Origin of the sequence: Vibrio sp. Y10_XG_PY6 (assembly GCF_024181795.1) — a bacterium.
In the GTDB taxonomy this organism is placed as follows: Bacteria; Pseudomonadota; Gammaproteobacteria; order Enterobacterales; family Vibrionaceae; genus Vibrio; species Vibrio diabolicus.
The window spans coordinates 620,791-641,557 of the sequence record NZ_JAMZAQ010000002.1 but is presented as its reverse complement, the minus strand read 5'-3'; the positions used below and the strand labels follow the sequence as shown (position 1 = coordinate 641,557).

Annotated in this window: 18 protein-coding genes; 7 read left to right on the top strand and 11 right to left on the bottom strand. The window is 44.0% G+C overall.

What is annotated here, in order from left to right:
* The first annotated feature begins 43 nt into the window (after positions 1-43).
* The 3 genes from imuA to NL644_RS11270 are packed head-to-tail and all read left to right on the top strand — an operon-like array spanning position 44 to position 5,246.
* A complete protein-coding gene (imuA, locus tag NL644_RS11280) occupies positions 44-736 on the top strand; it encodes a translesion DNA synthesis-associated protein ImuA (protein WP_253658402.1) in 693 nt (230 codons plus the stop codon).
* Between the two features lie 4 nt (positions 737-740).
* The gene (locus tag NL644_RS11275) at positions 741-2,144 is read left to right on the top strand and encodes a DNA polymerase Y family protein (RefSeq protein WP_253658401.1); all 1,404 of its coding nucleotides are present in this window, start codon (positions 741-743) and stop codon (positions 2,142-2,144) included.
* A 27-nt stretch (positions 2,145-2,171) separates the two neighbouring features.
* On the top strand, positions 2,172-5,246 hold the full coding sequence (locus tag NL644_RS11270) for an error-prone DNA polymerase (RefSeq protein WP_253658400.1): 3,075 nt from the start codon (positions 2,172-2,174) through the stop codon (positions 5,244-5,246).
* A 75-nt stretch (positions 5,247-5,321) separates the two neighbouring features.
* Here NL644_RS11270 and NL644_RS11265 read toward each other — a convergent pair whose 3' ends face one another.
* Positions 5,322-6,275, bottom strand: a complete 954-nt coding sequence (locus tag NL644_RS11265) for a chemotaxis protein CheV (protein WP_005398212.1) — start codon at positions 6,273-6,275, stop codon at positions 5,322-5,324.
* A gap of 370 nt (positions 6,276-6,645) precedes the next feature.
* A complete protein-coding gene (locus tag NL644_RS11260) occupies positions 6,646-7,863 on the bottom strand; it encodes an ROK family protein (RefSeq protein ID WP_005398213.1) in 1,218 nt (405 codons plus the stop codon).
* A gap of 411 nt (positions 7,864-8,274) precedes the next feature.
* Here NL644_RS11260 and pyk point away from each other — a divergent pair, with 411 nt between their 5' ends.
* A complete protein-coding gene (pyk, locus tag NL644_RS11255; RefSeq protein ID WP_114323274.1) occupies positions 8,275-9,717 on the top strand; it encodes a pyruvate kinase in 1,443 nt (480 codons plus the stop codon).
* Between the two features lie 121 nt (positions 9,718-9,838).
* Here the strand turns inward: pyk and NL644_RS11250 are convergent, their stop codons facing one another.
* Together NL644_RS11250 and NL644_RS11245 are read right to left on the bottom strand one after the other, a co-directional pair.
* Positions 9,839-10,990, bottom strand: coding sequence for a patatin family protein (locus NL644_RS11250; RefSeq protein ID WP_114323275.1), 1,152 nt, complete (start codon positions 10,988-10,990; stop codon positions 9,839-9,841).
* 44 nt (positions 10,991-11,034) lie between these two features.
* Complete coding sequence (locus tag NL644_RS11245) at positions 11,035-11,127, bottom strand: YnhF family membrane protein (RefSeq protein WP_005372970.1); 93 nt, start codon at positions 11,125-11,127, stop codon at positions 11,035-11,037.
* Between the two features lie 127 nt (positions 11,128-11,254).
* Between NL644_RS11245 and NL644_RS11240 the strand changes: the two genes are divergently transcribed.
* From NL644_RS11240 to NL644_RS11230, 3 genes are all read left to right on the top strand, one after another.
* Positions 11,255-11,845: an outer membrane beta-barrel protein gene (locus NL644_RS11240; RefSeq protein WP_104974994.1), complete on the top strand. Its 591-nt coding sequence runs from the start codon at positions 11,255-11,257 to the stop codon at positions 11,843-11,845.
* Positions 11,846-12,415: 570 nt separating this feature from the next.
* Positions 12,416-13,882 carry a sodium-dependent transporter gene (locus NL644_RS11235; protein WP_005398219.1) on the top strand — a complete coding sequence of 489 codons (1,467 nt, stop codon included), beginning with the start codon at positions 12,416-12,418 and terminating at the stop codon, positions 13,880-13,882.
* Positions 13,879-13,974: a MetS family NSS transporter small subunit gene (locus NL644_RS11230; protein ID WP_005372963.1), complete on the top strand. Its 96-nt coding sequence runs from the start codon at positions 13,879-13,881 to the stop codon at positions 13,972-13,974. Before NL644_RS11235 ends, NL644_RS11230 begins: the two co-directional genes overlap by 4 nt.
* Before the next feature lie 63 nt (positions 13,975-14,037).
* Here the strand turns inward: NL644_RS11230 and NL644_RS11225 are convergent, their stop codons facing one another.
* The 7 genes from NL644_RS11225 to pabC form a co-directional block, all read right to left on the bottom strand.
* Positions 14,038-14,439 (bottom strand): hypothetical protein, encoded by a 402-nt coding sequence (locus NL644_RS11225; RefSeq protein ID WP_114323277.1) that lies wholly within the window; start codon positions 14,437-14,439, stop codon positions 14,038-14,040.
* Between the two features lie 209 nt (positions 14,440-14,648).
* On the bottom strand, positions 14,649-16,079 hold the full coding sequence (gene ptsG / locus NL644_RS11220) for a PTS glucose transporter subunit IIBC (RefSeq protein WP_114323278.1): 1,431 nt from the start codon (positions 16,077-16,079) through the stop codon (positions 14,649-14,651).
* Between the two features lie 444 nt (positions 16,080-16,523).
* Positions 16,524-17,291, bottom strand: a complete 768-nt coding sequence (locus NL644_RS11215) for a TatD family hydrolase (RefSeq protein WP_005396993.1) — start codon at positions 17,289-17,291, stop codon at positions 16,524-16,526.
* Positions 17,282-18,244 (bottom strand): DNA polymerase III subunit delta', encoded by a 963-nt coding sequence (locus NL644_RS11210; protein ID WP_104969633.1) that lies wholly within the window; start codon positions 18,242-18,244, stop codon positions 17,282-17,284. Before NL644_RS11210 ends, NL644_RS11215 begins: the two co-directional genes overlap by 10 nt.
* Before the next feature lie 27 nt (positions 18,245-18,271).
* A complete protein-coding gene (gene tmk / locus NL644_RS11205; RefSeq protein ID WP_031780597.1) occupies positions 18,272-18,904 on the bottom strand; it encodes a dTMP kinase in 633 nt (210 codons plus the stop codon).
* Positions 18,901-19,917: an endolytic transglycosylase MltG gene (mltG, locus tag NL644_RS11200; RefSeq protein ID WP_114323279.1), complete on the bottom strand. Its 1,017-nt coding sequence runs from the start codon at positions 19,915-19,917 to the stop codon at positions 18,901-18,903. The genes tmk and mltG overlap by 4 nt, the downstream gene beginning before the upstream one ends.
* Positions 19,914-20,729, bottom strand: a complete 816-nt coding sequence (gene pabC / locus NL644_RS11195; protein WP_114323280.1) for an aminodeoxychorismate lyase — start codon at positions 20,727-20,729, stop codon at positions 19,914-19,916. The genes mltG and pabC overlap by 4 nt, the downstream gene beginning before the upstream one ends.
* Positions 20,730-20,767: the final 38 nt, after the last annotated feature.

The following is a 20,767-nucleotide window of genomic DNA, read 5'->3' as shown; positions in this document are numbered from 1 at the left end:
TTCTGCCATAGAAATATACTGTACATATATACAGGTATTTATTATGCACGATATTATTCAGCACTTAAAAAGCCAGCACCTTGTTTGGCAAGCAAATTTAACGAAAACAGATCCTCAGCAGTTGCGGACTAGTTCCGGGTTTTCTGAATTAGATGATTTGCTCGGCGGAGGCTTTCCACCTCATGGCGTAGTGGAGATGGAATCTATTGGTAGTATTGGTGAATTGCGTTTGCTCGCTCCTTATTTAAAAGCCACCCAGACCAATGGTGTGACTGCATTTATTCAACCTCCCGCGTTAGTGAATTCTCTGTTCTTACACTACATCGGTTTGGATATAAACCAAGTGTGGGTCGTTAATCCAGCTCATCCCAAAGATGCTCTTTGGGCTGCAGAGCAATGTCTGAAAAGTGGGGTATGCAGTAATGTTTTGTTATGGCAAGAAGAGCTTGAAATACATCAAGTGAAACGCTTACAGGTAGCGAGTGGGCAAGGCACTTGTCCTCTATTCATGCTCAAGCCTAATATGACAAACCGCTTGTCTTTACCTGTTTCATTAAGCCTAAAGCTGCAAGGTAATGTACAAGGCGTCAAAGTGGAAGTTCTCAAGCGAAAAGGCGGTTGGAGCAAAGGCAGTGTCGATATCAGTTTCCAACACCACTACCCACAACTGGTAATGCCAAGCACGACTCACATTCCATCAACGGTGGTCAATTTCCCACTGGCGAACCAAGGTTAGTGATATGGCTTTGTGGATTTACTTGCACTTCCCTCGCCTACAGCTAGACGCACTCTTTGGTGATAACCAAGATCAACCCGTGGTGATTGTCGAAAGCCAACGTTGCCAGATTATTCAATACAACGAGATTGCCGAACAACAAGGCATTAAGCCTGGTATGGGCTTAGGCAGTGCTGCGTCCTTGTGTCGAGATTTACAAGTGCATCCTTATCATCCACAAACCGAATTAAATAAATTACAAGAGGTAGCTCAGTGGTTGTATTTGATCACATCTGACGTTGTGTTGATGCCAAACCAAGGTATTTTGCTACGTGCCACACCGATGCTCACCCTATATGAAGGGTTGGACAATTACTGGAATAAAGTCAGTGCTCACTTAACTAAACTGCAGTTAAGCTTTCAATTTGGTTGTGGTTTTTCACCTCTGTCAGCCAAGTTAATGGCATTGGCAGGAGCAAATGTTCTTAGTGACGACAAATCTCTTATCGAACAAATGTTATTCCCATTACCTCTGCCTCTAACCGATTTATCGAGCTCTATGGTTGAAAAGCTGCACCGCGTAGGCGTTACTTCCTTAAAAGGGTTACTTGAACTGCCGTTGCAAGACATCGCTCGACGCTTTGATATCGATTTGGTGAACTACGTTGGTCGACTGACTGGGCAGTTTAAGCATCCTGTCGACTTTTATCACCCGACCGAATCCTTCCAAGTTTATTTAGAACTGCTGTTTGAGTTCGAAAACGTTCAGTGGATTGAAAAGCCGCTGGCCAAGTTACTTCGTCAACTCGAAACCTTTCTTAAATTAAGAGATAAGGTCGCTTTTGAGCTGTGTTTAACACTCCACCAGCGTGAGAAACAAGAGCAACACCTTCAACTCACTTCTGCGCAAGGTGATTACCTATGTCAGCGTTGGCAGCAGTTAGCGAGTTTAAGCTTAGAGTCACTCTCGCTCAATGGCCCAGTCACAGGGCTAACGTTAAAAGTCATCCGTCAAGGTGAGCCTCTTAGTGCATCACGCAATCTCTTTGCTGGGCAAAAAGGGAACATGAATGCTTTAGAACTGCTCTCTTTACTGCAAGCTAAATTGGGGAAAAGTGCTGTGTTAAAACCCAACATCGCTTGTGATCCTAGACCAGAAAAGGCCAGTCAATATCGCCCTGCTGATGCTCCAGATGAAAAGGAGCACGCCATACCCTCCATACTACGCCCCGCAATGCAATTGCCCACTCCCATTGCATTGCAAGAGCAAGTCTCTTTGGTCCACGGACCTGAGCGAATCGTTTCTGGATGGTGGGATGGTGATGAGATCATGCGTGATTACTACATTGCACACACCAAGCAAGGCCGCTGGTTATGGATATTTCGCGATCAGCACAAGCACTGGTTTCTTCATGGCTATTTTTGTTAAATCGACAGTAATTTTTGTTGGGTCATTATGAGTTACGCGGAACTATTTTGTCAGTCTAACTTCTCTTTTTTGACTGGGGCTTCTCATGCAGAAGAGCTTGTACTCCAAGCTGCTTTCTATCGCTATCAAGCTCTAGCCATAACTGATGAATGTTCGGTCGCGGGCGTTGTCAAAGCCCATGCGACCATCGAACAACATAAACTCGATATCAAACAAATCGTTGGAAGTATGTTTTGGTTAAATGATGAATGCCAAATCGTACTGCTTTGCCCTTGTCGCAAGGCTTATGCCGAGTTGTGTCGTATCATCACAAACGCAAGAAGACGAAGTGAAAAAGGCAACTATCAACTGTTCGAATGGGATTTGATGTCGATTCGACATTGCTTGGTATTGTGGCTGCCCACACATCAAGAGAGTGACCACTATTGGGGACGCTGGCTCAATCAACACCACGCTAATCGTTTGTGGGTAGCGATTCAGCGCCATTTGAGTAACAACGATACTGAGTACATTGCGCACTGCGAGCAGTTAGCACATGAATTTCAATTACCTATAACTGCCTGCGGAGGCGTTCTCATGCATGATGTTGAACGCTTGCCATTACAGCATGTACTTACCGCTATAAAGCATGGGTGTAGCGTCGATAAACTCGGTTTTGATCGTATTTCGAATACAGAACGAGCGCTTCGTCCTTTTAAAAAACTGGTTCGGATTTACAAACCAGAATGGCTGGAAGAAAGTACTTACATCGCCGATTTATGCGAGTTTAAGCTCTCCGATTTAAAATACGAATATCCTACCGAGCTGATCCCAAATGGTTATACACCCGACTCTTACTTACGTATGTTAGTCGAGCATGGTAAAAAGCTGCGTTTTCCTGAAGGCGTGCCAGCAGAAGTCAATCAAACCATCGAGAATGAACTTGCGCTTATTCAAGAGCTGAAATACCACTACTACTTCCTTACCATCCACGACATCGTAATGTTCGCGAAACAACAAGGCATTCTTTACCAAGGTCGAGGTTCCGCCGCAAACTCTGTGGTGTGCTATTGCCTGGAAATTACCGCCGTCGACCCTCGACAAATCGCAGTCTTATTCGAACGATTTATCAGTAAAGAACGTAAGGAACCGCCGGATATTGATGTGGACTTTGAACACGAGCGCCGTGAAGAGGTTATCCAATATATTTACAAAAAATATGGCCGTGAGCGTGCAGCACTTGCTGCAACAGTAATCAGCTATCGCTTTAAAAGTGCCGTGCGTGAAGTCGGTAAAGCGCTAGGGATTGAAGAGACCCAACTAGATTTTTTCATTAAGAACGTTAATCGCCGAGATCGCAGCCAAGGCTGGCAAGCTCAAATTATTGAACTTGGCTTACAACCAGAATCTCTCAAAGGGCAGCAGTTTATCCAATTGGTCAACGAGATAATTGGCTTCCCACGCCACTTATCTCAGCACGTGGGTGGTTTTGTAATTTCATCTGGCCCTTTATATGAGTTGGTACCTGTTGAAAATGCCTCGATGGAAGATCGCACTATCATTCAATGGGACAAAGACGATTTAGAAAGCTTGAAGCTACTAAAAGTCGATGTACTCGCACTCGGCATGTTAAACGCCATCAGAAAGTGCTTCCAACTGGTCGAGAAACACCACCAGCGATCCCTCTCTATTTCTGAGATCACTCGCCGACAAGATGATCCACACGTGTACCGCATGATCCAAAAAGCCGACACGATAGGCGTATTCCAAATTGAATCTCGTGCACAAATGAGCATGCTCCCTCGCTTAAAGCCCGCTTGTTATTACGATTTAGTGATTCAAATTGCGATTGTTCGTCCAGGCCCTATTCAGGGTGATATGGTGCATCCTTTTTTAAAACGACGTGATCACAAAGAGCCTGTCAGTTATCCATCGGAAGAAGTAAAAAGCGTTCTTGAGCGGACTATGGGCGTCCCAATTTTCCAAGAGCAAGTAATCAAGTTAGCCATGGTAGCAGCTGGGTTTAGCGGCGGCGAGGCCGATCAACTCCGTCGAGCAATGGCATCATGGAAAAAGAATGGCGATCTCGCTAAATTCAGGCCAAAACTGATCAATGGTATGCAAGAGAGAGGTTATGACTTAGCGTTTGCTGAGCGCATTTTCGATCAGATTTGCGGCTTTGGTGAGTATGGCTTCCCTGAAAGCCATTCAGCGTCTTTCGCAGTGCTGGCATATTGTTCTGCATGGTTAAAATATTATTACCCAGCAGAATTTTACACTGCACTGTTGAACAGCCAACCAATGGGATTTTATAGCCCATCGCAATTAGTACAAGATGCTCGCCGACATGGAGTCGAAGTATTGCCGGTGTGCGTCAATCATTCAAAATATCAGCATCATCTCGTCTCACGTCCGAATGGCAGGCTCGGCGTGCAACTTGGTTTTCGCTTGGTGAAAGGCTTTAACGCAGAAAGTGCGCAAAGGCTTATTGAGCGCAAACCACTTAATGGTTACCGCTCGATTCAAGAAGTAAAGCAGATATTAAGAAGCCGAAGTGACATTGAATTATTGGCTTCAGCCAATGCATTTCAGATCCTATCGGGGAATCGTTATAACGCACGCTGGGCAGCAATGGATTCCTTATCTGACCTACCATTGTTTCACAAGGTCGAAGAACCCAGTGTTAGCTACCAAACTCAGCCCTCAGAATATGAAAATTTAATTGAGGATTACGCGAGCACGGGACTATCTCTTAGCCGCCACCCGATTAAATTATTAGAAGAAACGGGCAAACTCCCTCATTTTACCCGCATGAGGCAACTGGCAGAGAAACCGCATAGGTCATTGGTCACAGTGGTAGGCGTGGTAACGGGAAGACAATCTCCAGGCACCGCCGCTGGCGTGACATTTTTTACGTTAGAAGATGACACAGGCAACATTAATGTGGTCGTTTGGCAAGCGACAGCACGAGCCCAAAAGCAAGCGTATTTAGGCGCTAAAGTATTAATGGTGAAAGGCATTCTTGAAAGAGAGGGAGAAGTCACGCACGTTATTGCTGGCAAGTTGATTGATTGCACGCACTATTTGAATAATCTACAAAGTAAATCTCGCGACTTTCATTAGTACAGAGATATTAATAAGCGAGGCGTTAAAAAATCAGAGGGAGAGCTGCTCCCCCTCTGATTTCACTATATCTAATCATGCACTTTTAGAAAGCATCTGGCGTAATCGGTCTTGAGCAACTTCAACCAACAGATCTGGTTGGAATTTAGAGATAAAACGATCACAACCTACTTTTTGTACCATGGCTTCATTAAAGCTGCCGCTCAGAGAGGTGTTCAACGTAATAAACAACTTAGACATACGTGGATCTTGGCGCACTTCATGAGTCAGTTTATAACCGTCCATTTCAGGCATTTCAGCATCCGTAATCATCATCAACAGCTCTTTTTCTACGTCTTTCCCTTCATCACACCAGCGCTTTAAAACTGTTAGCGCTTCTAGTCCGTCACGACACTCGATGATATTCATACCCAATTGAGAAAGCGTATCGCGAACTTGATTACGAGCTGTAGAGGAATCATCCACAATCAGAACATTACGCCCGACCATTGCTTGGGCAAGTTCTTGATCCAGAATGTCCGCTGAAATCGTTACATCGTAATGCACGATCTCTGCTAAAACTTTTTCTACGTCAATAATTTCGACAATTTGAGAGGCATCCCCCTCTTTGATTTGCGTGATCGCCGTGAGGTAATTCGAGCGACCAGACGTGGAAGGAGGCGGCTGAATTTCAGTCCATGCCGTATTAATAATGTTTTTAACCGGACCGACTAAGAAGCCCTGCACCGTACGGTTGTACTCTGTCACGATCAAATTTTCTTCTTCCGCTTCACCACGCAAAGCTGGGAAACCTATTGCGCCACGCAAATCAATCACTGGCACCGCTTCACCTCGTAAAGAAGCGACCCCACGAATGTTGTAGTGTGAGCCAGGAAGCTTGGTTAACGGTGGCAGCTTGATGACCTCTTTCACTTTGAACACATTAATCGCAAACAATTGGCGACTATTTAAAGTGAACAGCAGAAGCTCTAGTCGGTTTTCACCAACCAAGTTCGTACGCTGGTCAACCGTATTTAACACTCCGGACATACTACTACCTAAATTATGGATAATTCTTATTTTTACTCGAAATCAATACAGACACATCAAGGTTCTAAACCCAAATAACCTTAAGATATTTGTTTTTCGAGCATGGCTTGAAAGTACAACGGTTTCAGCGTATTACTTCCCTTCTATTTGTATCAGACACAAAGTCACTCTACACATTGAAAGCCATTTGGGTTTATTTACTTGAGCTTTTTAGGAAATTACATGAATGGCGCAGATATAGCAATGCAGCACAACTCAAATTCACCTTCTAGTAATAGGCGATCAAAAAGGGTGAGCTGTTAAGCCTCACCCTAAATCATCTAAAAATGTATAGGCTCGACACCTAAGCACTTCATCATGTTTGAAGCAATTAGCCTTCCACAACCTTCATCAATAACTGACCATCGTACAACGCTTGCTTGATCAACGCGGCACCAGGCATTGTTGCTTGCTTATAGAAACGAGATTCCACCAGCTCAAGATCTTGGTGATAAACCGGTAAACTCTGCTCTTCGATACAGCGACGCACCGCAGGATAAAGTACATCTTTTGCTTGGTTAATCACACCACCGATCAAGATCTTCTCAGGGTTAAATAAGTTGATCACAATAGCAATTGCGGAACCTAAGTAGCGTCCAAGCTTTTCAATCACATCAACTGCCAACGGATCACCGTTCGCTGCCGCTTCACAAATGCTCTCAATACTCATTTCTTCTTGTTCAGCAAGAATAGAGTCTTCGCCATCAGCAATTCGTCTTACGACTTCTTCACGAATGGCTTGAGAACTGGCAACGGTTTCCAAACAACCAATGTTGCCACAATGACAACGTTTTCCATTTGGATCGATTTGAATATGCCCAAGCTCACCAATGTTGCCGTGACGACCTTGCAAAACGCGCCCATCCAGAATGATGCCGGCACCTAAACCATGGTGAATAGAGATAAGAACGGAGTTGTCATTATCTTGAGAATGGCCGAAAAGCTTTTCTGCTAATGCCCAAGCTCGCGTGTCATTGGCAATGAACACTGGCAAGCCCGTTGCTTTGTATATCTCTGGTCCAAGAGCAAGATTTTCGACATTGTAATGAGGCATTTGCAGCACGACACCTTGCTCTGAATTCACAAGGCCAGGCAGCGTAATTGCAATACTGGTAACACGGTCAAGTTGATCCGCGTAAGTTTGGAAGAATTCATCAATTTCGTAGAGCAGACGCTCAAGCACATCGTCTTGGTCACGTTCGTGTATCTCGATTTTAGTATCGATCAACACATCGCCACCTAGCTCATGCAGAGCAATAGTTAAATAACCTCGCCCCAAACGCATTGACAGAAATTGCCACCCTTCGTTGTTGACCTGCAAACCGACGGCAGGTCGACCACGACTCGTCGCTTCTTGTACTGTGGTTTCATGAATCAAGTGCGCTTCAATTAATTCTCGAGTGATTTTAGTGATACTGGCAGGAGCAAGCTCACTCTGCTTGGACAAATCAATTCGAGAAATAGGACCTTTTAGGTCAATTAGTTTATATACACGACCAGCATTGACCTGTTTGATATGATCAATATGGCCCGGTTGAGCCATGTACATCTTGCACTCCGAAATTCTATAACGAGACAATTTTTTTACTTTGCGAACTAATTGTGAAGTGAATTAATAAATCCCCGTGACAAGCATCACGTATAAACCTGTTTGTTTGTGTATTCAATCAAATAACGAAGAATCTACTCCTGTTAAATTGTTTGAAAAATAACTTATTTTTATTCACTAAATTATGAAGCAACTCCTGTTACAACAGCGCATTCTCTCCAATAGAGGCTGAAGCCTATGGAATATCTGTCTGTTTTACCGGGATTACTCTTAATGTAAACATTCTGTGCATATACTTATACTCAAGCAGCTTTAGGTGTGGGCTCAGCAACGAGGCAGACCTTGAGAGCGATTGAGGAAAGTAAGGATAGAGTTCAAGTTACCTTTACACATACATTCATCGGAGAATCTATGACTTCCAAACTAAGACGAACAAAAATTGTCACCACGCTTGGTCCTTCAACGGATAAGGACAATGTACTTGAGGAGATCATCAAAGCCGGTGCAAACGTTGTCCGTATGAATTTCTCACATGGAACCAGTGAAGACCACATTCAACGCGCCAAAAAAGTCCGTACCATTGCGGCAAAGCTTGGGCGTCAAGTTGCTATCCTCGGCGACTTGCAAGGCCCTAAAATCCGCGTATCGACCTTTAAAGACGGCCAAGTCATGTTAAATGTGGGCGATAAATTCACATTAGACAGTGATTTACCAAAAGGTGAAGGCAACCAAGAGTCCGTAGGGCTAGATTATAAAGAACTGCCGCAAGATGTGTCACCAAACGACATTCTGTTACTCGATGATGGACGCGTTCAACTGCAAGTCACCAGCGTCGAAGGCAATAAAGTTCATACCCGTGTGATTGTTGGTGGTCCACTATCTAATAATAAAGGGATCAACAAAAAAGGCGGCGGATTGTCAGCCGATGCGCTCACAGAGAAAGATAAAGCCGACATTCTTACCGCCGCAGAAATTCAAGTGGACTACCTTGCTATTTCGTTCCCACGTAACGGCGAAGACATGCATTATGCTCGACGCCTAGCCAGAGATGCGGGCCTCGAAGCCATGCTGGTGGCCAAAGTCGAACGAGCAGAAACCGTCGCAACCAATGAGTCTATTGACGATATTATTCTCGCATCCGATGTGGTGATGGTAGCGCGTGGCGATTTGGGTGTCGAAATTGGCGATCCTGAACTTATTGGCGTCCAGAAAAAGCTGATTCGCCGAGCACGCAGCTTAAACCGCATCGTAATTACTGCGACACAAATGATGGAGTCCATGATTACTAGCCCGATGCCGACGCGTGCTGAAGTGATGGACGTGGCCAATGCGGTTCTAGACGGCACTGACGCGGTGATGCTATCTGGAGAGACCGCAGCAGGTAAATACCCTGTAGAAACGGTCAAATCCATGGCCGAGGTGTGTGTGGGCGCAGAAAAGATGTCTGAGGCAAGCCTATCCACTTATCGCTTAGATCGCACCTTCGAAACCGCTGAAGAAACCATCGCAATGGCAACCATGTACTCTGCGAATCACATGGAAGGAATTAAAGCGATGATCTCGTTAACAGAATCTGGCAGGACTGCGTTGATGATGTCTCGCTTAAGCTCTGGCTTACCAATATTTGCCTTATCACGTAATGAATCCACGCTCAATCGAGCTGCACTATACCGAGGCGTGACACCGGTATATTTCGAGTCAAGAAGTGATGCAGGTTTACCGACAGCTCAAGCTGCGATTGCCAGCCTTAAAGAACAAGGGTTCTTGCACAAGGGTGATTTAGTCATGATCACTCAAGGCGATGTAATGGATGTCGTTGGTTCAACCAACTGCATGCGAATTCTGCAAGCATAACCTTTATACCTAACCCTATTAATCATAGAGATTAGGTACGCACACGAATGAGGCTCCGAAAACGGAGCCTCATTTATTTACACTTCACTTTGTATTTAGCTTATGTCGTTAATACAAAAGGTTATGCACTCTCTCTGCCATCAATTTCAATATTCAGTTGGTCATAGAGTTGAACCAGATTAAACCCCGCCTGAAGTCCGAGTTGATAATCATGCTCTAGTGATTCTTGGTCACTTAACAAAGAAGAAGAACGAAGCCCCTCTTTAGGCGCGATTTGTAAAATGAAAGTATCGTCAGGTGGAGCAGATATAAAGGCCTGAGTGAGCTCAAATGTTTGATAGTGAATCATCAGCATGTCGGCTAAACCTGAGTCAAAATTCTCACCGATTAAATGGCTTAAACGATACAAATTATCAGCACCGAACAACCAACGGCCTCCATTCAATAGCATTTTTCCGGCAAGCTTCGATTGATGGGCGGCATTAATTTTTTGTTGGAAGAACGAAGCCCAATCCAACTTCCATCGATTCACTTTTTGCTGCCATGATTGCTGCACCGAATTAATAGACTCTCGATACCACTCGACAGGCACATCCCCTACTTCACTTTGCGCTCTCGCTTCAATCTCCGAGAACGGTTCTGTTCGGATGACAATAATGTTGCGAGCATTCTGACGCCACGCTTCTTGAACAGGGATAGAAGCCGACACACCACCATCAACAAACTTATTGCCATTAACGTCGACAGGTCCTTGGTACAACTTAGGAATCGCGCATGTTGCTAACATGGTGTTAAACCACGTGTCACCCAAGATTGGTAAATATTGATCCGATAGCGTCTCTACATTTGTTACCGCTGCAAACGCACCTCGTCCTCCTAGTGCACTGCGGCCTAAATCAAGATCAAGCTTGTAAGGGAAATCTTGAATCCGCTCTAACGCCCACTCTAAACCCAAGTACTGCTGCTTTCGAATATAACGAAACAGATTAAAAAATTCAGGAGACGTTGTCAGTTCGGTAATAAAAGCTTTGCCCATACCGTGTTGACGACATAAGTAAGAGCATAAATTAAGTGCCCCAGCAGAGGTACCGTAGAATTCATCGAAAGGATCAAAGTTGGAAAGTAAAAATGCGTCTAATACGCCAGCGGTAAAAATCCCTCTCTGCCCTCCACCTTGCGTGACTAAAGCAGTTTTTCCATGCCTGAAATGCTCATAAACTTTGACATCAAGCTCAGTGTGGCTTTCTGTGATTATACCGCTGTTACGTATCATAGGCTCACGCCATTTTGTTAAAACGTTTGGTAAAAGTAGTTATCTTAAGCCGTTGTAATCGCAATGATACCAAACGACAAAAGTACTGCAAAAACAGTCACCACGATGATTAATGCGGATTTTAGATCGTGTTCCATAAACACCTCCTTAATATGTAACAAATTAATAACACCAGTGTGAAATATGTTCAAGATTTGCTTAATTTAGTCGCGCAATTTTGACTAACCCATCACAATTAGCTTAGTCATAATAAGGAGATAGGACATGAACCAAAAACTCAGCTGGCTGGTAGGAAGCATACTGCTCAGCACCGCGGTAAGTGCACAAGCCAATATTATCGTTACTCCATTCATAGGCTATACAGGTGGCGGTCAAGTAGAAGACGAAGGTGGCAATACATACGACCTCGATCCCGCAGTGAACTACGCAATTTCAATCGAGACGCCTTTTGAGAAAGGAAGAATTGGATTATTTTACTCCAACCAATCAACAGAACTTGAAAAGTTATCAAATTCGGCAGATATCCATTACCTGCAATTTCAAAGCAGCATGTACTACCCTGTTGCAGAAAACTGGCAAACCTATATTGGTGTTGGCTTGGGAGCCTCTTACGCAGATGTTGATTGGGTAGACAAAAAATACGGATTTTCGGCTAGCGCTTTTGCAGGGCTGGAATATGAGTTTTCAAAGAACTTTGCGTTGACAGCCCAATTGAGATGGTTAGGAACGGTCGTTGATAACGATACCTCTGGAGCCTGCACCCTACCTAATGACGGCTCAAACTGCATCATTAAGTTCGATACCGATTGGATGAACCAATTCCAATCAAATATTGGTTTTAGTTTCCGTTTCTAATTTTTTGTACACTTCACTTCGTAGGGCTCGCCACAAAGAGTGCTGGGCGAGCCCTACACAAAGCAGATAGAGAATATCATCTAAACATCATCGCTTAGAAAAGTAACGAAGCATTCTCTAGCGGGGTGCGCAAAAGATAGCCGTACGCCCTAGTTCATCAAAATAGTTTTAAACACCAAGTCGATTATTGGATTCTAGTCATTTATTCCATACAACCAACCAATCCCCCACACAAAACCATAATCAAACTCAAATTTAACAAGATTAAAACCAGACAACGCATCCGAGTTAACATTTAGATTCTATTGCGCTAAGTATTATTAGAAGTTAGTCTGATTAGTGAAAACAGATAAATATTTCAGTTTTATCAAACACACATCAAAACTTTAAGATTAATAATCTACTTTCTCTCACAGTAACCAGAATATAGCTCTAGAAAATTATAATAAACTAGAATTAAGGATAGAAAAGCTGATAGATAACAGCGGTCCTTTCTTCCAACAGTTTGCGCAAATATTACTATGTTACGGAGAGAGCTTCATTCCTCAGGGAGTCGTATAGGAGTCAAATATGAAGCGAGAACAATGGGGATCCCGAGCGGGATTCATCTTAGCAGCAGTCGGTTCTGCTATCGGTTTGGGAAACATTTGGCGTTTTCCATACATGGCCTATGAAAACGGTGGCGGCGCATTTTTTATTCCTTACATTTTTGCCATGATCACGGCCGGTATTCCATTTATGATCCTTGAGTTCAGCATGGGACAAAAGTACCGAGGCTCGGCACCCAAAACGCTAGCGAAAATTCACTCCAAATTTGAATGGCTTGGCTGGTTCCAAGTTGGTGTTGCAGCAGTTATCGCCGTTTACTATGTTGCAGTTATCGGTTGGTCGATTTCTTACTTTGGGTTGTCGTTCACTCAAGGTTGGGGAACCGATACAAACGCATTTTTCTTTAGCGAGTACCTAAAGTTAGGTGATAACTCACCAACAGACTTAGGCAGTATTCAATGGAAGATAGCCTTATCTATGGTGATTGCTTGGGCCATTACTTATACCGCCATTGCCAAAGGCGTGAAATCAGGGATTGAGCGCGCATCTAAAATCATGATGCCAATACTATTCTTGATGGTGATTTTTTTAATCGGACGTATGGTTTTCTTGCCAGGAGCTTTGGATGGCGTTAACTACATGTTTGAACCCGATTTCAGCAAAATTTGGGATGTGAAAGTATGGGCAGCTGCGTACGGTCAGATCTTCTTTACCCTAAGCATCGGCTTCGCGATCATGCTGGCTTACTCTAGCTATCTGCCAGAAAAGTCGGACATCACGAATAACGCGTTTATGACCGTGTTGATCAACTGTGGCTTCTCCATCCTCGCTGGTATTATGATCTTCTCTGTCTTGGGTTACATGGCTCAAGAACAAGGAAAACCGCTAACAGAAGTGGTATCTGCTGGCGTTGGCCTTGCTTTTGTTACTTTACCTGCGGCAATTAACTTATTACCCGCACCATATATTCTTGGTCCTCTGTTCTTCTTTGCACTGGTGGTTGCTGGTCTAAGTTCGCACATTTCTATCATGGAAGCCGTAACATCCGCCATCATCGATAAGCTAAAGTGGAGCCGAAAAAAAGCTGCAAACGTTGTAATTGGAACTGGTTTTGTGGTTTCTATGGCGTTCGCAACAAATGGCGGTCTATTGCTGCTAGACCTAGTAGACCACTTTGCAAACAACGTTGGCATTATGGTAGGCGGCTTGGTTGAGATTGTATTGATGGCGTGGCTATTGAAACGCGTGCCTGAAGTACGTAATTACGTAAATGAGCGCTCTGATTTCTCTATTGGTCAATGGTTTGAGATCTGTTTACGCTTCGTAACACCGATTATGCTCGCCATTATCTTAGCGACTAAGCTTTATGCTTTATTTACTGAAGGCTACGGTGGTTATGATCTAACTGTAGGCTGGGCACTTATCGCCGCACTATTTATCTTTGGTCTAGTGATTAACGCAGTGAATCGCAAGGAGACAGCGAAATGACAATCAGCGCAATTATTATGATGGTTATTGGTTTAGGTATCACTTGGGGCGGCGCGGCCGTTTGTATCAAGCGAGCCATGGATAAACAATAGCAGTATTGCATTCCAAACAAAAAACGCCGGTATTTACCGGCGTTTTTTTATGTTTCTTTTATTCTAGAAACTGTATTTGATGCCAACGGCACCACCAAGTTGTAAGTCAGCACCTTTGTAAAGATCTAGCTCTGGGTGTATTTGACCATAAAGATCCCAGCCGCGTGATAAATCCCAGTTCAAACCGAGAGGTACACGCACGCCAAACTCATCATCCCATTCATACCAACCACCAACGCCAACATACCAGGTCACAGGCATGTTTTGATCGAATGTTCCACGTTTAGCGATGTAATCAAACGCCATACCATCGTTACCGATAATGCCGCGATACTTATTATCTAACTCAACAACAACACTCAACTGTTGATCGACAGCCATACCAACAGACAAGTTCGTTGGCTCATTTGCCGCAATTGCGGTACTAGAAACTAGTCCTGCTAATAAAATTAATTTGCTCTTCATACACGTTATCAATTATTAAAAAACATCATGCGTTATTCAAACATAGTGGTGTTTCAATATGTCAACGATGAGTAAGCGCGATGTATGAAAAGACTGGCAAAAGTAAAGATGAGTTTAGGATCACACTCAGAAAGCACTTTTAGCAATGGGAGAGGAACTAAAAAAGGAGGCCGAAGCCTCCTTTTATTCATTGTTATGAATGACGGTGATTAGCCGTGGTTACGGATCCACTCATCCATTTCAGTTTTTAGGTTGTCAGACTTAGTACCGAAGATAGCCTGTACACCACCTGCAACAACTACAACACCAGCAGCGCCAAGTTGTTTCAGTTTGTCTTGGTCAACAGCTGCTGTATCTGCAACCGCTACACGTAGGCGAGTGATACATGCGTCTAGACCAGTAATGTTAGCTTTACCACCGAACGCTGCAACCAGTTCACCACCCATGTCAGAGCCAGAAGTTGCTGCCGCACTTTCTGTTTCATCTTCACGACCAGGAGTTTTTAGGTCAAGTGCTGTGATTACGCCACGGAACACTACGTAGTAAATCACTGCGTATACTAGACCAACAGCAATCATTAGACCCATCTTCTGAGCGTTACCAGATAGAACTAGGAAGTCGATCAGACCGTGAGAGAAAGAAGTACCGTGTACAAAGCCTAGAGTGTTAGAAACAATGTATGCAGAACCAGCTAGTAGAGCGTGGATACCGTATAGTAGTGGAGCAACGAATAGGAATGAGAATTCGATAGGCTCAGTAATACCAGTTAGGAATGAAGTCAGTGCAGCTGACGCCATGATACCCATTACTTTTGCGCGGTTTTCTGGTTTAGCACAGTGAGCAATTGCGATTGCTGCAGCTGGTAGACCAAACATCTTGAACATGTAACCACCCGCTAGCTGACCGAAGCCATTACCAGCAGCACGAGATGCTTCATCAGCAACTAGGTAACAAGTTAGTACGCCGTTTTGAGCTTCACCAGCAGCGTTAATACAAGAACCAGCTTCGAAGAAGAACGGTACGTTCCATACGTGGTGTAGGCCGAATGGGATTAGAGAACGCTCTACAACACCGTAGATACCGAATGCTAGTTGTGGGTTTTGGTGCGCAGCCCAATCAGAGAATGCAGAGATTGCACCGCCAATTGGTGGCCAAATTACAGAAAGGATAACACCAAGGATGATCGCTGCAAAACCAGTGATGATAGGCACTGCACGCTTACCAGCGAAGAAGCCAAGATACTCTGGAAGTTGAATTTTGAAGAAACGGTTGAATGCCCAAGCAGCCACACCACCGACAAGGATACCACCTAGTACACCTGTATCGATTTTCTCAACACCCATAACACCCGCCATTACACCTAGCGTTGCCGTCATGATGCCGTAACCAACGATTGCTGCAAGACCAGCAACACCGTCGTTATTAGTGAAGCCTAGAGCTACACCTACTGCAAATAGAAGTGCCATTTGGCCGAATACTGAACCACCAGCTTGTTCCATAAGATTAGAAACGATCTCTGGAATAAAGCTTAGATGGGCAGCACCCACACCTAATAAAATACCTGCAACTGGTAAAACTGATACTGGAAGCATCAGCGCCTTACCAACTTTTTGCAGGTTAGCAAAAAGGTTCTTAAACATGTTTATGCTCCTGATAAATTTATAAGTATTATTTGGGCACTAACGGCACACCCCCGTAGCCTAAAGGTTAGCACCCAATGAAAATGTAACCACAACTGCATTATATTTTCCGGCTCTAAATATATATTGATGACCCTCAAACTTTCCACACAGTTACGAAATTTAGTTTCAAAACAAGTCTTGGATCACACCCAAAAACAGCTGATGAAAAGGTTTGCATTGCAGTTATATTACTGTTTTATAAAGAGTTTATTATTTATATAATTAATTTTAAGGCGTAAATAAAATACGCCCCAATGTTATTTTTAGTAACAAAATTACATTTGTGATTTTTGAATGTTATTAAATCAACATTTTTAGTAAACATTAAACTCATGAGTATATCTGTTGTTTTTATCAACAAAAAAGGAGCATACGCTCCTTTTTTATGCTCTTATTGATTTTTCATCGCAAAAAAAGATTTCGGAAATTTTCGGTGGTTTTTTGTGCCACTTCAGAAAGAGAGCACGATTTGAGTTGCGCAATATAAGAAGCCACCTCGACAACATAAGCAGGTTGATTCTCTTTACCTCGGTGAGGGACTGGAGCCAAGTAAGGAGAATCTGTCTCAATGAGAAGCTTCTCTAGAGGTAGAGTCTTCACCACTTCTTTCAACTCTGTAGCTTGACGGAAAGTGACAATCCCCGAGATAGAAATATAAAACCCCAGCTCAAGTGCAGCTTCAGCAAATGGAAGATCTTCTGTAAAACAGTGGATAACACCACCACATTTCTCCGCCCCACCCTTACGCAAAATATCTAGAGTATCCGCACGTGCGTTTCTGGTATGGATAATTAAAGGTTTGTTAAGCTCCACCGCAAGATCAACGTGTTGCTCAAAACGCTCTTTCTGTAACGCTGCCGTTTCTGGCTTATAATGATAATCCAAGCCTGTTTCACCAATGGCAACGACTTTTTCATTCGATGCGTGGTGACGTAGCACGTCCATCGAAAAGTCGCTTTCAACATCAAGTGGGTGTACACCGCACGAAGCATAAACATTCTCATAAGGCTCAATCATTTCCATCATTTTAGGGAAAGAATCCAGCGTAACTCCCACAGAAAGCAGCTCGGTTACCTTTGCTTGTTTAGCTTTGTTAATAACGTCTTCCACATTGATGTGGAGATCGTCGTAATTCAATTTGTCTAAATGACAATGAGAATCTACGAACATAATGCCTCTCGTGATTCAATTAACCAGTTCATTGATAGTAGCTCAAGGTTTAGACCAGGAAAGGCTTGCACCTGAGCTTTGAGGTCCATCAGCGCCTTCGCTGATGAGTACAAACCGTTGTAGTTGTTCGGTTGAAACTTTATAGCGCCAGGAAGCATTTGTGCTTCTGATACACCAAACTGCGCTTTCTGAGCGTCTGTCAGTAAATACCACGCCCAGTCTAGTGATTGCTCCGAGTGTTTAGCCATTAAAGAAGCACACTCAGAAATGTCTGAGGCAGGAGAAGACATCGCCTTAATAAAAGTGCGCTCAAAAGCCAAGTAAGCATCGAGATCGCCATTATTTAACGCATCCAATGTTTTTATCGGAGAGCCCATATTCAGTTTTAAGGCGTAAGCAGGAACTTGCTGCGCCCCTTGTTCGCGCATCCATTGCATCGCTTGTTCCGTTGACGGCGGCGCAACAACCCAGTGTTGGCAACGGCTACGAATCGTTGGAAGCAGGCGCTCCTGATTGTGGGTAACGAGCAAAAACAAGCACTTTGCCCCAGGCTCTTCTAGCGTTTTTAACAATGCATTCGATGCCGATTCATTCATAGAGTCCGCTGGCTCTATAACAAATAGGCGATAACCATTAAGCTGTGATGATTCCTGTGCAAGACGGTTGCAAGCTCGAACTTGGTCCACCGTTATCGCTTTTCCTTCTTTTTCTGGTTTGATCCAGTGTAAATCTGGGTGGTTGTGTGATTGATTTAATTGACAGCTATGACAAAAACCGCACGCTTCACTGGCGTAATTTTGGCAAAGAAGTGCTTGGCTAAAAAACTCGATAAGCTTTTCGATGCCTAAGCCTTGCTCGCTTTGCAATAAAAGCGCACCTGGTATTCTGTCCGACTCTAGCCCTACTTTGAGGTTATCCCATACTGGCTGCAACCATGGATAATCATTTAACATGAGTCACCTAAATTTAAGTTTCACTTATTATTGACGAGCTAACCACTCGTTAAGAGCGTCCCGAATATCACGCGACACGTCTTCGATCGCCTGCTCAGCGTTAATGATAATGATGGAAGGATCAGCATGAGCAATCTCCAAATAACGCTCTCGTGTACGTTCAAAGAAGCTGATATCCATCTTCTCGATACGATCGAGCTCACCACGCCCACGCGCACGCTCAAGCCCAACGCGAGGGTCGATATCCATATAGAGAGTGAAAGCAGGTTTAAAATCACCAAGCGTTGTGTCTCGAAGGTTTTTCATTAGCGACGCGTCAATCTGACGGCCACCACCTTGATAAGCCTGCGACGACATATCGTGGCGGTCACCCACCACCCACTGACCGTTCGCCAAAGCTGGTTTGATCACGTTCTCAACCAACTGGACACGTGCAGCATATAGAAGAAGCAACTCCGTCATGTCTTTAAGTTCTTCGCCTTCATGCTCTTCTTTCACCAGAGCGCGCATCTTTTCTGCTAGCGGCGTGCCTCCTGGCTCACGAGTATTTACGATATTTTCAATACCTGCCGCTTTTAGCGTATCTAAAACGGTTTTAATCGCAGTGCTTTTACCCGCGCCTTCTAGGCCTTCAACGACAATAAAGTTTGCTTTCATCATTTGTTCTTTCTTAGTTCTCTTAAATAGGCTCGAACAGCACGATTGTGCTCTGCAAGGGACTTCGAAAATACGTGCCCGCCCTTTCCACTTGCTACGAAATATAAATAGTTGCTGCTTTCTGGATTCAAAGCCGCTTCAATAGAGGCTTCACCTGCCATCGCGATTGGGGTTGGAGGTAAGCCATTGATGGTATAGGTGTTATATGGTGTCGGCGTGCGCAAATCTTTCTTACGAATATTTCCGTCGTAAGCATCACCCATACCATAAATAACCGTCGGATCCGTTTGTAAACGCATGCGTTTGTTCAATCGGTTGATAAACACAGAAGCGACGCGCTCACGCTCAGAGTCAATGGCCGTCTCTTTCTCGATGATAGACGCCAGAATCAAGGCTTCATATTTGTCTTGCAATGGCAGCTTTTCTTGACGAGCTTCCCAGCTAGCATCCAGTATTTTATTGAGTTTTTGATGCGCTCGTTTTAATAACTGGCTTTCACTCGCACCCGCTGTGTAATGGTAGGTTTCTGCTAAAAACAAACCTTCTAGCTTTTCTCGCTCAATTCCGAGCTTCGCAGCCATTTCTTTTTCTGAAAGATCGGTTAAATCATGCTTTAAATAAGGAGCACTTTTCAATTGCTCTATCCACTCAGAAAAGCGGCTGCCTTCAACAAAAGTGATCGCAAACTGGTATTCTTTTCCGGTATTCAGGTGCTCCAATGCTTGCGAAAGCGACATACCAGGCTCTAGTTGATAAGTACCCGCTCGCACTTGCAACAGTTCTGGATATAAGTGAGGTATTAAACGGATGTACTCCGACGTTTCAATTACCTCACCTTCAACTAAGGCGCGCATGACACGATGAAAGCTTGTACCACTTTCTACAGTAAACAGCTGAGGTTGTTCCAATAGAATAGGCTTTTCAACGTATTGTTTAGCCTGTGAAATTATATAAAAAACAGCTGCTGCGCCTATCACTGCGATCAGCACAACAAAAGCCAACAGTTTTTTAATCACGTAGTTAAATTCCCTTGCAGTCGTTGAGTCAATTTTCCTATCGGAAATATAGTCTTAGAGTTAGATGCCACTATGCTGCGAATTGGTGCGACACCTAATATTGAGTTACACATGAAAGCCTCGTCTGCGCTCAGCAAATCTGGAAGTATAAAACGCCCCTCGATGACTTCAATATGACTTACTTTTAGTAACTCAAGCACCTTACGACGCATTACGCCCGCAACGCCAGATAAGGTCAGCTCCGGTGTAAATACTTTATAACCTTTAACCCAAAAAAGGTTGGCCATTGTAGTTTCAATGACATGGTTTTGCACATTTAACGTTATTGCATCTGCAAACTCGGTATCGTCGATTTCAGCCTTGGCGAGAATCTGCTCTAAACGGTTGTTGTGCTTGTGTCCAGCAAGTAAAGGTTGAATCCCGAGACGAGTCTCACAAACGCCCAAATCCACGCCTTTTTCTTGCCAAGAAGAGTAATGAGAAGGAAACGCAAAATTGGAGATCGTCACGATAGGGCCTTCAATCCCATTAGGACTATACCCTCGCCCACCAATACCACGGCTAACGTGAATTTTCACCCCAGCTTGTGCATCAGATAAAGCCGCTTTGCTTGCCCAATCACGCACAACTTGCCAGTCAGGGGAAGAGATCTTCAATACGTCAAGGCAGGACTTCATGCGCTCAATGTGTTCTTGCCAGTAAACCAACTCTCCGTTTTGGGTCAGGATGGTGGTAAAACCTCCATCACCGTATTGGAATGAGCGATCACCCAGTTCTACATGCGTTTGTGGAACTCCATTTACCCAAAACATTCGCGTACCTTCAAATTAGCAGACAACAAATAAAACAA